The 15,632-nt window shown below is 40.6% G+C and carries 13 protein-coding genes; all 13 read right to left on the bottom strand.

Annotation, left to right across the window (positions count from 1 at the left end; translation table 11 throughout):
* Positions 1-11: 11 nt before the first annotated feature.
* The 13 genes from IGJ28_RS15465 to IGJ28_RS15405 all read right to left on the bottom strand — a co-directional run bounded on the left by IGJ28_RS15465 (position 12) and on the right by IGJ28_RS15405 (position 15,264).
* On the bottom strand, positions 12-371 hold the full coding sequence (locus tag IGJ28_RS15465) for a DUF1304 domain-containing protein (protein ID WP_005470923.1): 360 nt from the start codon (positions 369-371) through the stop codon (positions 12-14).
* A gap of 124 nt (positions 372-495) precedes the next feature.
* The gene (locus tag IGJ28_RS15460) at positions 496-1,134 is read right to left on the bottom strand and encodes a nitroreductase family protein (protein ID WP_034704225.1); all 639 of its coding nucleotides are present in this window, start codon (positions 1,132-1,134) and stop codon (positions 496-498) included.
* A gap of 14 nt (positions 1,135-1,148) precedes the next feature.
* Complete coding sequence (locus IGJ28_RS15455; protein ID WP_081131456.1) at positions 1,149-1,550, bottom strand: MarR family winged helix-turn-helix transcriptional regulator; 402 nt, start codon at positions 1,548-1,550, stop codon at positions 1,149-1,151.
* A 145-nt stretch (positions 1,551-1,695) separates the two neighbouring features.
* On the bottom strand, positions 1,696-4,350 hold the full coding sequence (locus IGJ28_RS15450; RefSeq protein WP_438845475.1) for a cation-translocating P-type ATPase: 2,655 nt from the start codon (positions 4,348-4,350) through the stop codon (positions 1,696-1,698).
* 809 nt (positions 4,351-5,159) lie between these two features.
* Positions 5,160-6,104 carry a cation diffusion facilitator family transporter gene (locus IGJ28_RS15445; RefSeq protein WP_170081285.1) on the bottom strand — a complete coding sequence of 315 codons (945 nt, stop codon included), beginning with the start codon at positions 6,102-6,104 and terminating at the stop codon, positions 5,160-5,162.
* Positions 6,105-6,450: 346 nt separating this feature from the next.
* On the bottom strand, positions 6,451-6,912 hold the full coding sequence (locus tag IGJ28_RS15440) for an arginine repressor (RefSeq protein ID WP_252711463.1): 462 nt from the start codon (positions 6,910-6,912) through the stop codon (positions 6,451-6,453).
* 184 nt (positions 6,913-7,096) lie between these two features.
* Positions 7,097-7,786, bottom strand: a complete 690-nt coding sequence (locus IGJ28_RS15435) for a Crp/Fnr family transcriptional regulator (protein WP_156232261.1) — start codon at positions 7,784-7,786, stop codon at positions 7,097-7,099.
* 23 nt (positions 7,787-7,809) lie between these two features.
* On the bottom strand, positions 7,810-8,745 hold the full coding sequence (gene arcC / locus IGJ28_RS15430) for a carbamate kinase (protein WP_003126017.1): 936 nt from the start codon (positions 8,743-8,745) through the stop codon (positions 7,810-7,812).
* 16 nt (positions 8,746-8,761) lie between these two features.
* Entirely contained in the window at positions 8,762-9,784 is a 1,023-nt protein-coding gene (gene argF, locus IGJ28_RS15425) for an ornithine carbamoyltransferase (protein ID WP_171917423.1), read from the bottom strand.
* 51 nt (positions 9,785-9,835) lie between these two features.
* Positions 9,836-11,059: an arginine deiminase gene (arcA, locus tag IGJ28_RS15420; protein ID WP_029486596.1), complete on the bottom strand. Its 1,224-nt coding sequence runs from the start codon at positions 11,057-11,059 to the stop codon at positions 9,836-9,838.
* A gap of 42 nt (positions 11,060-11,101) precedes the next feature.
* Positions 11,102-12,217 (bottom strand): aminotransferase, encoded by a 1,116-nt coding sequence (locus IGJ28_RS15415; protein ID WP_021150069.1) that lies wholly within the window; start codon positions 12,215-12,217, stop codon positions 11,102-11,104.
* 11 nt (positions 12,218-12,228) lie between these two features.
* A complete protein-coding gene (gene arcD / locus IGJ28_RS15410) occupies positions 12,229-13,641 on the bottom strand; it encodes an arginine-ornithine antiporter (RefSeq protein ID WP_003126013.1) in 1,413 nt (470 codons plus the stop codon).
* Between the two features lie 561 nt (positions 13,642-14,202).
* Positions 14,203-15,264 carry an LCP family protein gene (locus IGJ28_RS15405; RefSeq protein ID WP_081131461.1) on the bottom strand — a complete coding sequence of 354 codons (1,062 nt, stop codon included), beginning with the start codon at positions 15,262-15,264 and terminating at the stop codon, positions 14,203-14,205.
* Positions 15,265-15,632 lie beyond the last annotated feature (368 nt).

The following is a 15,632-nucleotide window of genomic DNA, read 5'->3' as shown; positions in this document are numbered from 1 at the left end:
TCTTTCAAAAATCAGAAAAAAGTTGCTATCAATGCAAGGATTGCTAAGCCACCTTGTGTCAATATAATTTTTTTGTCACTAGTGATGCTGCCATACAGAGCAACTAAAATGATATAAATCAAAAGCAGGCGACTCAATTCGACAGGAGAAGCGGAAAGAAACACGCTATAGAGCAAGCCGATGCCGATTAACCCATTATAGATTCCTTGATTTTTGAACAATGTATTCAGTGAAGGGCGTTCTAATTCTTCTTTTGATAAATTGAAAACCCGTTGCGTTCTCTTTGAAGTAGTCGCAAAAGTTTCCAAATACATGATAAATAGAAATTCAAGTGCAACGAACATGATTAAACCTATAGTAATAGTGGACATTTTGCTTCCTCCTTTTTTAAATCTGGTTTTCTTTATTATAAAGTAAACCAAGCAATCTTCCGTCCTTCATGCTTCTAGCGAACACAAAGACAAACGGAAGACCACATAGAAAGTAAGAGTAGATTTATTTAAATGTCGTGATTTTTTCTGCATCCAAACGAATGGATTCATAGCCTAATTCTTCAGCTTTACCAATTGATAGAATCATAACTGGAACGTAGCGTTCTGGATCGACATCAAAAGCCTCTGCTAATTGGTCTGCTTCAAAGCCACCAATTGGATTCGTTTCGTAGCCATGGGCACGCGCGACTAACATCAGCTGCATTGCCGCTAAGCTGGCGTCAACTTTTACGATGGAGGTCATTTGATCTTTCGTGAAGCTCTTGTAGTAAGGAATGATCGTTGCCAATTGTTGGTCTCTGACTTCTGCCGGCATTTTTCCTGCTTCAACTGCTTGATTGTAAATTTCTTCCCCGTATTCATAACAAGCTAAATCACCAAAAATCAAGATCATGGCTGCCGATGTGTCGTTTTGGCGTGTGTTGAATCGGATCAGTGGTTTTAGTTTTGCTTTTTGCTCAGCACTTTCAACGACAACGAAACGCCATGGTTGCATGTTAACAGATGAGGGGGCAGTCGTTGCTTCTTGAATCATCGTTAACATTTCCTCATGAGAGATTTTGACCGTCTCATCATAGACACGGACGGATTTTCTTCCAAAAGTGATATCTGAAAAATCGTTGTTTACTCTATTGGTTGACATATTAGTAGCCTCTTTCATTTCATTAATTTATTCAACAACTGCAAAAACGCAGCTGCTTCTTCTTCGGTCAGCGATAGGGCGAATGCTTCCTTCTCTTGGTGTTTCTCGCAAGCAGACAGCTCTTGCTTGGCTTTAGGTGTTATTTCCACAAAGACTTCACGATTGTTGTCTTTGTTCCTTTCCCGCACTACATAATTCTTTTGTTCTAAAATTTTTAGATGTCTTGTAACTGCTGCACTATCGATCTTCAATTCAGTCTGTAAGTCAGATTGCGAACAACGTCCATTTTCTTTGATGAACATCATTAATTCATATCGGGTCAGACTGAACCCGGTGCTTTTTTCAAAAGTTGCCGTCAATTCTTGATTGGCAATTTTCAACTGATAAAGCAGGCGGCTGATTTCTCTTAGCTGCATGGAATACTCCTCTCTAATAATTGACTCATCAATCATTGACTCGTCAATAATAACTTTTTTTCTTGCTTTTGTAAATAATTTCCTGCGATAGACAAAAAGCAAACAGCAAGAAAACCAACGATGATGTTGGTTTTCTTGCTGTTTTTCACTTCAACTGAAAGGCTTTTTTTAATCCCATTACAACCAGTGTGGAAAGACTAGCCGCTAAGAAAATGATTCCCCATGTGCCAACTTGCAATGGTGAAGTCCCTAATAATTCATTCATGAAAGGGAGATAAACAGCTGACAACTGCAATCCCATCGAAAGGATCAGTGCGCCGATCAACGGTTTATTCTTGAAGAAAGACTTGTCTAATCCAAATCCGCTTTGCTTGCGAACATTAAAAATATGCATCAGTTGTGCGATCGCCATAAAGGTAAACGTAGCGGTCTGGGCATAAGCTAATTCATGATTTGTTTGTATCAAAAAATTAAAAAAACCAAAAGCCGTCAATCCGATCACTATCCCGCTTAAAATAATTCGACCTAAGAATCGTTTATTGACCAAACTGTCTTCTTTGGAACGAGGCTGACGTTTCATCAGGTCCTCTTCTGCAGGTTCAAAGGCCAACGCCATCGCAGGAGCGATATCGATCACTAGATTCAAGAACAAAATATGCAGCGGTTGAATCGGCATGGGAAGAAGAAAAATGACACTTAGAAAGATTGTCACGATTTCGACCATATTACAAGAAAAAAGGAAAGAAACGTATTTTTTGATATTGTCAAAGATGATTCTTCCTTCTTTGATTGCGTCGACGATCGTCCCAAAGCGATCATCAGTCAAGATCATATCAGAAGATTCCTTAGCTACTTCCGTGCCGCGAATGCCCATCGCGATCCCAATATCGGCACCATTAAGAGCAGGAGCGTCATTCACGCCATCACCAGTCATCGACACGATCTCTCCTTCTTCCCGCAGTGCTTTGACTAGTTGAAGTTTATTTTCCGGCGAAACCCGAGCAAATACAGCCACTTCTTCGATCCGTTCATTAAACGCTTCTTTACCTGCCAAGGCGTCGATCTCTTTTCCCGTCATCGTCTTATCAAAATCGATCAAACCAATTTCTTGTGCGATCATGGAGGCAGTTTGCGGGTGATCACCTGTGATCATTTTGACACGAATCCCCGCTTCTTGAGCGATTTTGACAGCTTCTTTAACATCTGTTCGTGGGGGATCAATGATGCCAACAAAACCTTGGATCTCTAAATTATCCAATGATTCTGTCAGCTCAGACTCCGACAAACCACCCTGATAGTTACTGATTTGTGCCACCGCAATCACTCGTTGCCCATTGGAAGCTAGTGTATGATTGATGTCGTTCAACTGCTCTTTCACAGACGGATCGACGGCAGCTTTCTCAATCAAAACATCCGGTGCACCTTTCATGATCAACGTTCGCTGTTCTTTTTCATAGACGGTGATCATAAATTTGTTTTCTGAATCAAAAGGAAGCTCAGCGATTTTTTCAATGCCTTGATCCATCAGTGTTTGACGATCGATGCCTTCTTTTTTTCCTAATACAACAAACGCTCCATCGGTTGGATCTCCTAGGACCTCAAACTGGCCATCCGTTTCTTTCAAAGAAGCGGACGTACATAGTGCACCGTTTTCAATCATCGCTTGAAGTGCTGGCTCTTCATTGACTGAGATTTCTTGTCCTTCTTTATGGAAGCTCCCCATCGGTTCGTACCCATTACCGGTCACAGTGTAGTGCTCTCCATTACTTAGAATGATCTCAGCGATCGTCATCTGATTTTCTGTCAATGTCCCGGTTTTATCACTGGCAATGATACTCGTAGCGCCCAAAGTCTCAACCGCTGAGAGGGTTTTGACTAATGCTTTGTGTTCAGCCATGATCCGCATGCCGCGAGAAAGAGTAATGGTTGAGACAGCGGGCATTGCTTCTGGAATGGCTGCTACTGCAAGGATGATTGAGATATGCAGCATTTCTACCAAAGGCTGATCCGTTAGAAGACCTGCAATTAGGACCGTCACGGCGGCAAAGAGTGCCGCAATAATGATTGCTTTCCCTAATTTATCCAGCTCGATATCCAAAGGTGTTTTCGCGCTTTTGTTTCCAGTCAGCATATCGCTGATTTTTCCGACTTCCGTTTTCATCCCGATGGCTGTAACGACGGCATAGCCATTTCCTCTTGTCACTGCTGTTCCTGCAAAAACAACATTGCGGCGATCACCTAAGGGGACGTCTTCATCATATTGTTCTGCCGCATTTTTTTCTACAGCTTCGGACTCGCCCGTCAATGCGGACTCAATACAGGCTAAATTGCGGCTTTCCAGCAAACGTGCATCGGCAGCGATCGCATCACCTTCTGCCAAAACGAGAATATCCCCTGGAACGATCGCAGCAGATTCGACTTCCATCACTTGCCCATCACGAATCACTTTTGCGGTAGTGTAAATCATTTCCTGAAGGGAATCAATTGACTTTTGTGCACGCAACTCTGTCACAAAACCAGTCATCACGGCAATTACCACCGCAATCAACACAGCAATTCCTTCTATCGTTTCTCCCATCGCAAAAGAGAGCAATGCGGCGGCTAGTAATAAATAAACGATTAGATTATTTAAATTGTGCCATAACAATTTCCAAGGGGAGGTCGATTCTTGCTGCTGAATCGTATTTTCACCATATGTATCTAGCGCCTCTTTTGCGCCTTGCTTACTAAGCCCTTTCGTCTGATCTGAATGAAAGTATTCAAGTGTTTCTGTCGGTGTTCGTTGATAAAAATTTTCCATCTATTCTCCTCCTTGTATAAGTATCTTCTATGTCTATAGCTCTGTTTTTATAGTGAGATTTTGTCCATGACAAATTATGGCTTCAAGTAAAGTTGTGTCACTTGTGCTTGGAGTCAGGGCGTATGATTGACAAAACGGAAAAATCAAGCAAGGATTGCTTCTTTCGTATGTTGTGAGGGTGTCTGTAATCTTGATCAAATGCGAATACAGATGGGAAAACGCCTCCACAAGTTTTTTACGAGTTGATTGGAACACAGCAATTGAAAATCATTGGTTTTAGAAAGGGAGATCTGGGTACTTCGTAAAAGGGTGTCTGCAGATAAGGATGTTTACTTTGTGAAAAAAACTATCTTTCTATCTTTAAGTTATCATGGAATAAAAGACAGGTAAATTATTTTGCTTGAAAAATATCAATATCATTAAGATAAAGAACAAAATTTATGTAAATTTGAATCTAAAATAAAGAGAATCAAGATTTCCGATTTCTTTTCACAAATAAATCTGATAGAGCAATCCCTTTCCTTGTGAAATAAATAAAAAAAATAACAACTTTTTTTAATAAGAAATTTCTTTCGCTCGCGCTTTTCCACCTGAATTTATTCGTTTTAAGTCAATCCAATTCAATCCAAGTCAACCCAGAAAAAGAAGTGATCCTCTTGAAGAAATCAGCCTGCCGCAAGTATTCATTTGAAATACTACGAACGGGTTTGAGAGTAGCAGAAGATCATTTAACCCCAGATATTTATCATCTAGAGGAAAACTAACCACTGCTTAGTAAAAAAACCAATTCCTTTGAGGTCTTCTTCCCCTCATGGAATCGGTTTTTTTACCTGTTCTTGCTGCTGTCTTTCTGTCTCTAAGTAAATATATGTTTTTTTCGGAGCTAATACTGTGCGAATTTCTTGTTCCAATTGATCGATCACCTCATAGTCACTCGAAGTTACTTTAGGAGAAATCGTCAATTCAGCAACGATCAGTAATTCATCTGGACCTAAATGCAGAGTACGCAGGTCAATCACTTCACCTACTTCCCTAGATGATAATACTTGACGAATTTTTTTCAGATCACTTTTCGAAGCACTCTCTCCGATCAATAAACTATAAAATTCTTTCCCTAAAAAACCAGCTACGATCACTAGAAGGACCCCACCAATGACACCCCCTAAAGAATCAAAGATGGGGTTGTTGGTGATTGCTGTCAATAAAATACCCACCAATGCAATGCTCACACTGATCAATGCAAACAAGTCTTCTGTAAAGCCTAAAAGGATCTCGCTCTCTCGGCTTTCTTTCAAAAAAGCGATCAACGGCTGTTTATCCGTGTTTTGCTCTTTGATTTCTTGCCATCCACTTTGGACTGCTGAACTTTCAATAAAAAAACCAGCAAAAAGAATGGCTGCAACTAGTTGGATGTTCTCCACTTCGTGGGTAGGATCCAAAAGATCCTGACTTGCCTCCACGATTGCCAACAGTCCGCCACCGAAAAAGACCGTCATTGCCACAACCGTACTAAAAAAATAAGTCGCGCGCCCCTCACCAAATTGGTAAAGTTCACTTCGGCCGCGCCGTGCTCGTTTTTCGCCGATTGCTAGTAATCCCTGATTGAGACAATCAATGACACTATGAATACTTTCATTCATCAACACCGCACTGCCGCTGAAAAGAAATCCAATGATTTTGACCACTGCTGCAATAATATGCGTGACTAAGACAATCCCTCGTGCCTGTCGTTTTTCTTGATCGGCCTCTTTCATTTTCTATGTCTCCGTTCTGTCCACTTTTATCAAGTGTTTCCTTCTGCTTATTTAAGAATAGCACCTTCCAATAGAGGAGGAAAACAATTGCGCTTAGCGCTGACGAGGCCCAGAAATAGAATTTAACTTTTTTAATACAAAAAAAGAGACAAGTGAGCGTTGCATTCTCCTTCGAAAGCTGGCTACAAGTGAGAGGATTGCGACAGTAACTGTCATTCTCTGGCTTGTCGTTCCGAGTGAGTCGCGTTGCTTTTTTGTCTCTGGTTGATTCTGTATTCATTTGTTCCATGCTTGTTCGTGCCGAGAGGCAATGGTGGTCAAGCATTGGTGATGGGCATCGTCGCCGCTAGTCGATATATTTTTCTAAATGATGAATCAACTGTGTGGCTTGCTCTTTAGATGGCGAGAGAATCAATAATACATCAAAGCCAGCCATCGTGGCAACAATCCCTTCAAGATCCATTTCATCTAGATAATTCGCAATAACATCTGCCCCATTGCTGACAGTATGGATCACTGTGATGAACTCCACTTGTTCAATTGATTTCAAGTATTCATTCATCGATAGCTTCAGCTTTTCGGTCACATCTGCTTCCGCCGTAGCAATCATCGTATACTTCGTTTTGCCTTCTTTCGTATAAGTTTTTGCGATATTCAACTCCCGCATATCTCTTGAAATGGTCGCTTGTGTGGAACACACGCCTTGTTCGTTCAATAAGCGCATCAATTCTTCTTGTGTCTCTACTTCTTGGTTGAGGATCAAACGCCTGATAATCGCTTGTCGCTGGTTTTTCTTCAAAATGATCACCTGCTTCTACTCTATCCATTATCTGCGGATACGTCATGTATCCGCATTCAAAAAATTATCACTGATGGACAATCGAGTCATTTAAAAGTAAGCGAGATCGATCATCCGTAAATCAGCTGCTTGCCACAGTAGTTGTTTGGAAAATCGATCCCACCCTTTAATGATTGTCGTCACAGTGCTTTTATTATTCATCTAATTGGAAAAACGCATCATCGATAAATATCAATTCTTTATATTGGTAGGAAATTTTTTTCTGTTTGATCAATTGTTTCAGCACTTGACTAACCGTTTCTCTCGTCGTACCGCTGAATTTCGCAAGATCGTTGATCATGATCGGATAAGGAATATACCAAGACTCATCTAGCTTTCCATGCTTTTTCATAAGGATCGCTAGTGTATTGATGACACGATCATGGGCACTGGAAGTAATACAGTATTGCATTCTGGTCACTTGCTGTTCCAGTACTCGACCTTGTTTCTTAACGATCATTTTCAATAATTCTCGATCCGCTACCATCAATTGTTCCAAAACAGCAGTTGCCACATACGCGACTTCGATCTCTGTCACCGCAATGGCAGAAAAGTCATAACACGCTGCTTCAAAAAGGCCATTTACCGGAAACAGTTCACCTTCACTGATGAAATCCGTATAAAAGAAAGAATCGGTTTGATCATTTTTTTCGATACGAATCAGTCCGCTACACAGAACAAAAATACGATCACGCAAATCTCCATCGTTGAATAGAATCTGCCCTTTAGGAAAGGTTCGGTAATACATATTTTCTTCCAATCGTTCCCTGTTTTCTTGCGTCAGCACTTTTAGACAATCAAAATTGTCTTTTACGTATTCTCGCATGTTTCCACTAATATCCATCACTCCAATACTTTGTTTGCCAGTTAATCAGAAATGATACGAGTCCCTGTTTCGTGATCAAAATCAGCTAGATCTTCTAACGAGGTAATGATCGCAACATTGTTTTTGCTAACCTGCACAAAATCCATCGCTGCTTGAACTTTTGGCAACATACTTCCTGGCGCAAAGTGACCTTCCTGGATGTATTGTTCCAGTTCTGTTAAATTGACTTGGTCTAACCATTGCTCATTGTCTTTTCCATAGTTTAAGGCAATTTTAGAGACACCTGTCAAAATAATCAACTCTTCTGCCTCCAAGACCTCTGCCAGTTTCTCTGAAGCAAAATCTTTGTCGATCACGGCTTCGACTCCTTGTCCTGATTCAGTAACGGGTATCCCTCCGCCACCTGCACAAATGACAATAAAATCGTTGTCGACCAATGCACGAATGCTGGCTTGGTCATGGATTGTGATCGGTTTCGGGCTGGCAACGACTTTGCGCCAACCGCGACCGGCATCTTCTTTAAAGATCGCATTGGTTTCTGTCATCATCTGCTGGGCTTGCTCTTCAGTCAAGAAAGGTCCTACTGGTTTTGTCGGATCGGCAAATGCTGGATCCTTTTCACTGACTACTACTTGAGTGACCAGCGTTGCTACCTTTGTTGGTAAGCCTTCTGCTGCTAATTCTTCTTCTAATGCATTCTGCAACCAATAACCGATACTTCCCTGAGTCATAGCGACACAGGTATCTAATGGCATCGCAGGATTTTTGGGAGAGTTTGCTGCTTGTTGCTGTAATAAGAGATTCCCAACTTGCGGTCCATTTCCATGGGTGATCACTACTTGGATCTCTTGTTTGATCAAAGATACTAAATGTTTGGCTGTTTGTCTAAGCGCCTGTTGCTGCCCTCTTGCGCTAGGATCATCGGTCAAGATCGCATTTCCACCTAATGCGATGACTACTGTTCTTTTATTCGTCATGGTATCCCTCGTCCTCTCACACTCTTGGAATAAATAGATTTCCTAAAGTAGCGGCCATGATTGCTTTGATCGAATGCATCCGATTTTCAGCCTCTTCAAATTGACGGCCATATTTGCTGCGGAAGACTTCATCAGTGATCTCCATTTCTTTGATCCCGAATTCTTCTTCGATTTTCTTTCCGTAGACAGTATTCGTATCATGGAAGGCAGGCAAGCAATGTAAAACAATCAAGCGGTCGTCTGGTGTACCTGTCGCTTTGATCAAATCCATATTGATTTGATAGTCTTTTAGCAAATTGACCCGTTCGGTGAACTTGTCTTCTTCACCCATTGATACCCACACGTCCGTATAAAGGACATTCGCACCACGAACACCTTCAGCAGTGTCATCTGTGATCATCAATTGGCTGCCAGATTCTTTGGCAAATTCATTGGCATAACGAACGACGTCGTCTTCTGGGAATAAGGATTTAGGTGCGCAGATTCGAACATTGACCCCAAGAATCGCACCAGTAACTAACAAGCTATTCGCCATATTGTTACGGCCATCTCCCACATACACCAACGTGATGTCTTTCAACGTGCCAAAGTTCTCTTTGATCGTCATGAAATCAGCGATCATTTGGGTTGGATGCCATTCATCTGTTAATCCGTTCCATACAGGAACACCAGAATACTTCGCTAAATCTTCGACGACTTGCTGGCTGAAGCCGCGAAATTCAATTCCGTCAAACATACTGCCTAACACTTTCGCTGTGTCTTCAACAGATTCTTTTTTACCTAGCTGAATGTCATTGGCGCCCAAGAATTCTGGGTGAGCACCTAGATCGATGGCAGCTGTCGTAAAGGCCGCCCGTGTCCGAGTCGATGTTTTTTCAAAGAGCAAGGCAATATTTTTTCCTTCTAAATAGCGGTGCGGGATATTTTTTTTCTTGAGTCCTTTTAAGTGAATCGAAAAGTCAATCAGATACTCGATTTCTTCTTTCGTAAAATCTTTTTCTGCTAATAAACTTCTTCCTTGAAATACTTGTTCCATTATTCATTCCTCCTATGATACCGTTAGTCTTTATTTTTGTAAATTTCAGGTTGCTCAAAGATCTTCTCTGATAAATGGCATGCTCATACAACGAGGGCCGCCACGTCCGCGAACGAGTTCACTTCCTGGGATGTAATTAAGTTTGACCCCTGCTTCGACTAGTTTTTCATTCGTAATCAAATTCCGGTCATAGACGACTACTTCTCCTGGTGCAATCGTCAACGTGTTCGAACCATCATTCCATTGTTCTCTGGCAGCTGCTGTGATATCTCCACCTCCGCAACGAATGAGTTCCACTGCATCTAAATCAAGATAGCGGCAAAGAATCCGTTCCAATGTTTCTTTTTCTTCATAGATTTTGATTTGGTCATTTTGTTTGGAGATGGAATAAACCGTTAACTCGCCTTCGATTTCCGGATGGATAGTGAACTTGTCATAATCCACCATTGTAAAGACCGTATCCAAATGCATGAATTTACGCTCTTCACCGATATTGAAAGCTAGCACATGTTCAAAAGTCGGTTCTTTCTCAAATAATTTTTTCGCCAATTTTTCAATTGAAGCGACATCTGTACGTTGTGAAATCCCAACAGCTAACACTTTTGATGACAAGACTAATTCATCGCCACCTTCGATTCGTGTGGATTCATCCCGATTGTATAAAAGATGCTCGGCTTCTTTTTTGAAAATTGGATGATAGTTAAAGATATACTTGCCGTACAATGTTTCTCTTCGTCTCGTTTCTGAATACATTCGGTTCAAGGAAACACTATTTCCGATCGTAGCAAATGGATCGCGGGTAAAGTACAAGTTCGGCATTGGATCGATCAGAAACGGATACTGATCGTCTACAAGATCGGTCAGATTCTGATGGCCAGCGATCTTCATTTCATTTTTTCTCAATCCTGCCATCGTTCGGTCGATCAGTTCACGATTATCAGAGATCGATAGTAAATATTCTTCAATCACTTTGCGGGTGTTTTCACTTTGGATGTTTGCTTCCTGCAAGTACTCTGCAACAAATTGTTCCTTGAGTCCTGTAGAGGTCAAAGATTCAGCTGCTAAATCTTCCAAATAAAGCACATCAACCCCTTTATTTCGCAATGTTTCGGCAAAGAAATCATGTTCCTTTTGCGCTTGCTGTAAAAAAGGAATATCATCAAACAGCAATTGTTCCAAATAATCCGGCATTAAATTTTCCAATTCTTTTCCTGGACGATGAAGCATCACTTGTTTTAATCGTCCAATCTCTGAAAAAACGTGAATAGGTTCATTCATTTTTTCATCCTCCTCATTCCTATACAATTTGTTTCCCTTTTTCTATGAAACTTTTTTTAAATAGTCTGAGAGTAATCTCAAACCAGTTTCTAGCGTCTCTTTCTTACAGCAATAACCTAAGCGGGCGTGCCCTGGTACCCCAAAAGCTGTTCCCGGAACAAGCAAGACCCCAGTTTCTTCTAATAGATCCACACAGAATTGATAGTCCTCTTGTTGGATCTTCAACTTGATAAATGCCGTAGAAACATAATGGGGAACGATTAATTCCACTTTCGGTTCTTGGTCTACCCACTGCTTGACAATGGCAAGATTCTCTGCGACGATTTTCTTGTTTCGTGCGATAATCTGCTCTTTGTTTTCCAATACTTGAATCGCTATTTCATCAGCGATAACACCGCCACAAATCATCGTATAATCTCGGTATTTACGAAAATGTTCCGTGAGTTCTTCACTAGCGGCAGTCCAACCGATACGAATACCTGGCGTTGAGTAGGTTTTTGACAAAGAGTTGGTGGCAATTCCCTTCTCATAGCAATCGACGATGGAACAAAATGTGCCTTCTTCTGTTAATGGTGCATAGACTTCGTCTACTAAAATGTAGGCATCCGCTTCTTTAGCGATGGCGACAATCTGCTGTAATTGCTCTTGATCAAATAGCGTACCGGTGGGGTTATTCGCGTTATTTAAGCAGATCATTTTTGTTTCAGGTTTCACTTTGGCTTTCAAAACTGCTAGATCAAGCTGCCAGTTTGCTTGATTTAATTCAACAAAGTCTACTTCTGCCCCAAATGCTTTTGGCAAATCATAGAGTTGCTGATACGTTGGCCGCATGGAGACAACATGATCCCCGCTTTCGATCAAAGCGAATAGTGCCAGGAAATTTGCTCCTGTAGCTCCGTTTGTCTGTAAAATATTCGCTGGTGTCATGTGTTGGTATAATGAAGCGACGAGTTCTTTGAACCGATCCGATCCTTCGATCCAGCCATAATCTAAAGGCTGCTGCGCGACACGTTTCAAAAAATCTGTACTCGTTTTGCCACTGAAGGCCATGATTTCCTCTAGCGTCAGTGCTTCGATAGAACTTTGGGCAATGTCATAGGTTGCTTTTTTCTCCCAGATATTCAACCATTCCTCGACACCAAAATTAGCAATATCCATAATCAACCCCCTTATACTGAGATCATTCCAGTAGCGATTGCTACGATCGATAATACTGCTGCTAAACTGACCACAGCCATGACCATTTTTTGCCTATTGCTGATTTGATAGTTGTTCTCTTTACATGCCCGTAAGTAGAAATAGAATCCTGGTAAATAGGCGATGCTGCATAAGAGAACATAGGCAAAGCCTGCTAATGTGATCCCAATGATCTGAAAGGCCGTTGCGACTGCACCAATAAACAATTGTTTATTGTCTTTTTGCTGATAGGAATAAATCATTTGATAGATCCCCACGAGCAAGTAACAAATCAAAATCGCTGCGGTACACATCGAATAAGCAAATTGATACGCGTAATCGGTCACAAGGAACGTTAACAAGAACACGTTCGTCAATGCAGCAGTGATAAACAATGAATAACTTGGTGCTTGTTTTCGATTGACCTTGCCCCAACTTTTTGGCAGCATCCCATCGCGGGACATCAATAAGGTTGTTTCTACTGGTAACATCGTCCATGACAGCCAGCAACCAATGATGGAAATGATCAGACCGATATTGATAAAGGCTGCACCCCACTCTCCAACCATATAGCGCAAAATGTTGGCCATTGCTGGTTGTGGTAACGCCATCAATTCAGCTTGCGACATGACGCCGTATGGCAATAAGGAAGCTAGCACATAGATGACTAGCAAGGAAAGCAAACCGATGACTGATGCTTTTTGGGCATCCGACCGTTTTTCCGCACGATTGGCTAAAACACTTGCCCCTTCAATCCCAACAAAGACCCACATCATCACCATTAGACAACCTTTGATCTGTGACCAGAGACTGACAGAAGCACCACTTTGTAGTGAGCTGCTGACATTTCCCCAGAAATCTGCTGAGAAAATATCGACATGAAAACTAACCAGTGCGATAACCATAAATAAAAACAAAGGAACTAATTTACAGATCGTAACAATTGTGTTGATAAATGAAGCGCTCTCAATTCCGTTATTCACCAGAAAGGTCAATACCCAAATAAAAACACTTGCTAGTAAGATTGACGGAATGTTTTGTCCTCCCTTGAATGCGGGTATAAATTCACCAATTGCACTCATGAGCATTGTCGCAAAGGCGACGTTTCCCAGCCAGGCAGAGAGCCAATAGCCCCAGCCACTGATAAAACCTCCTAATTTCCCAAATGCCGCTTCTGCATACCCAAAAATACCGCCGTCTAAATCTGGTCGTTTGGCGCCTAAATTATTCAATGATAAAACTAATGCAAGAATGCCAATTCCGACGATGATCCAGGCGATGATTGCAGGTCCAGGAGCAGCGGACATCGCTAAGTCATTCGTGATACCGAAGATTCCACTACCAATGGATGAACTGACTACTAAGGCAATCAAGCCGATTTTACTGATTCCTCTTTTCTTTTCCATTGTTCTCCAACTTTCTTTAGTATTGTGTAGTAACTTGCATAAATCCCACTTGCAAAAAAAATCACAAAAAGCATTAAAACCAATCTAGCTAAATGAAATACTCTCTCGCCTCTTTCCTTTTATTTATTGATTTTTTCAGCTGAAATCAATCACTCTTCTTCCTGAGAAATAACAATTATTTATCAGGTACATGTATATGATAACGAGTTAAAAACGCTTACATTGTGGTTCAGTTATCATTTCCAATGCCAAAAAATTGGCATTATTCATCCGTAATGAATAATCGCTTTTATCCTCTTTTTTTACCCATTTTTTTCTCCTCTAGCTCATAATCATTCAGATATTTTTTTCTAAGAATTTCATTAGAAAAATTGAATAGTGTCTATTTTTTGAAGAAAATCAATCATTTTCTAACTACATGTCCAAAACCACTCTCTTCTCAAAGACCTATGAATTTATTGCATACGACCGCCAAAAACGGCCTCTTTAGAAACAAAAAAAAAAGAAACGCCGCAGCGTTTCTTTTTTTATTATTTCCTATTATAAAAGAACATCATTTCATTAATAGTTTGTACTTGTATCCGTAGTCGTCCCTTGATTTTCTGATGTCGTCTCATCTAATTGACCCAATGCTTTCAGCATATCATTACGGATCTCATTATAGGAGTAATCTTGAATATAAACGATTGATTGGCCATCATAAGATTCACCATCATACCATTCATAAGTATGTTTATCGATAGTAAAACCAGAAAGCATATTCCCAGCTAGTGAAACCAAGTCTTCAAACTTAAAGTTGGTATTGACATTGTCACTGACAGAGTCAAGAATCTCCTGATATTTTGTGACATTATTGATTTTCAATGCTTGACTAATGGCTGCTTCAATGACTTCTTGCTGCCGATTGCCACGGTCCACGTCAGTATCCATTTTACGGATTCGAGCAAAAATCAATGCTTGCTCTCCATTCAACGACTGTCGGCCCTTTGGAATCAGTGTTTTACCAGAATTGTCCGAAGTATACTTTTCATTAATGTCATAAGGAACATCTACGGTAACACCGCCGATTGCATCAATGATCTTCTCAAAACTTGTAAAATTGATATTGACATAATAATCAATTGGCAAGTTCAAATAGTTTTGCACCGTTTCAATCGTTGCATCTTCCTCACCAATCGCAAATGCACTATTGATTTTTGCCGTGTTGACGACCGTCCCGTTTCCGGTACCATCGTAGATATTTGTCCAAATATCTCGAGGTAAACTTACCATGTCGATCTTTTTATTTTCGCCATCATAGACCATATAGATCAAACTGTCTGCTCGAGTCGTATCTAGATGCTCTTTCTTTTCTCGTTCAGCATCATTGTCGACCCCCATTAACAGGATCCCAAATTTAGAATCAACATTTGCTGATTTCAATGAATTGTCTTTTTCTTTATTGGATTTGATCACAGCGGATTCTTTAAACATTTTATCCACAGAATTTTTTGCAGCATAATACGTATATCCTGCAAATAAAAAGACTCCTGCAATCGCAAAAAGTACGACGCCTCCTATGATTCGGCGCTTATTACGAGCTTTGCGGGCCCGCTGTTTGCTAAATTTCGACTTTCTATCCATAGTGCCTCCTTCATGTTTCCTACTTCACTCTCCCCGATTGTACCAGATTTTGTTTTCAGCGCCTATTTTTTTAAGATATTTTATATTTTTGCTGTGAATTTTTATGCTAATGCAAATTTGTTCGAAAAAATTTCCCTATGATTATTCCTTGAAAAAATCTAAAAAGATCATAGCCAAGTAAAGTATCATACGCAGTATTTATCGTATAATTATCAAAAAAATTGAAAACTAATTGTTTGTTTCTGAAATAAGAATGAAACTTTCTTTTCTTTCTTGATTGCTCCCCCTCAGTTTGGAACTATGGTAAGATATGCTAGAAACGAAAGATTTTTTATTCGTAAATTCACAGTGGAGAATTCCTCTCCTGA

Origin of the sequence: Enterococcus sp. AZ091 (assembly GCF_051714805.1) — a bacterium.
Lineage (GTDB): Bacteria > Bacillota > Bacilli > Lactobacillales > Enterococcaceae > Enterococcus_D > Enterococcus_D gallinarum.
The sequence above is the reverse complement of the archived record's forward strand: the minus strand, read 5'-3'. Positions and strand labels throughout refer to the sequence as shown.

Coding starts and splice junctions, on each gene's coding strand:
- IGJ28_RS15465 (WP_005470923.1), bottom strand. CDS start 371: ATGTCCACTATTACTATAGGTTTAATCATGTTCGTTGCACTTGAATTT.
- IGJ28_RS15460 (WP_034704225.1), bottom strand. CDS start 1,134: ATGTCAACCAATAGAGTAAACAACGATTTTTCAGATATCACTTTTGGA.
- IGJ28_RS15455 (WP_081131456.1), bottom strand. CDS start 1,550: ATGCAGCTAAGAGAAATCAGCCGCCTGCTTTATCAGTTGAAAATTGCC.
- IGJ28_RS15450 (WP_438845475.1), bottom strand. CDS start 4,350: ATGGAAAATTTTTATCAACGAACACCGACAGAAACACTTGAATACTTT.
- IGJ28_RS15445 (WP_170081285.1), bottom strand. CDS start 6,104: ATGAAAGAGGCCGATCAAGAAAAACGACAGGCACGAGGGATTGTCTTA.
- IGJ28_RS15435 (WP_156232261.1), bottom strand. CDS start 7,786: ATGGATATTAGTGGAAACATGCGAGAATACGTAAAAGACAATTTTGAT.
- arcC (WP_003126017.1), bottom strand. CDS start 8,745: ATGACGAATAAAAGAACAGTAGTCATCGCATTAGGTGGAAATGCGATC.
- arcA (WP_029486596.1), bottom strand. CDS start 11,059: ATGAATGAACCTATTCACGTTTTTTCAGAGATTGGACGATTAAAACAA.
- IGJ28_RS15415 (WP_021150069.1), bottom strand. CDS start 12,217: ATGGATATTGCTAATTTTGGTGTCGAGGAATGGTTGAATATCTGGGAG.
- arcD (WP_003126013.1), bottom strand. CDS start 13,641: ATGGAAAAGAAAAGAGGAATCAGTAAAATCGGCTTGATTGCCTTAGTA.
- IGJ28_RS15405 (WP_081131461.1), bottom strand. CDS start 15,264: ATGGATAGAAAGTCGAAATTTAGCAAACAGCGGGCCCGCAAAGCTCGT.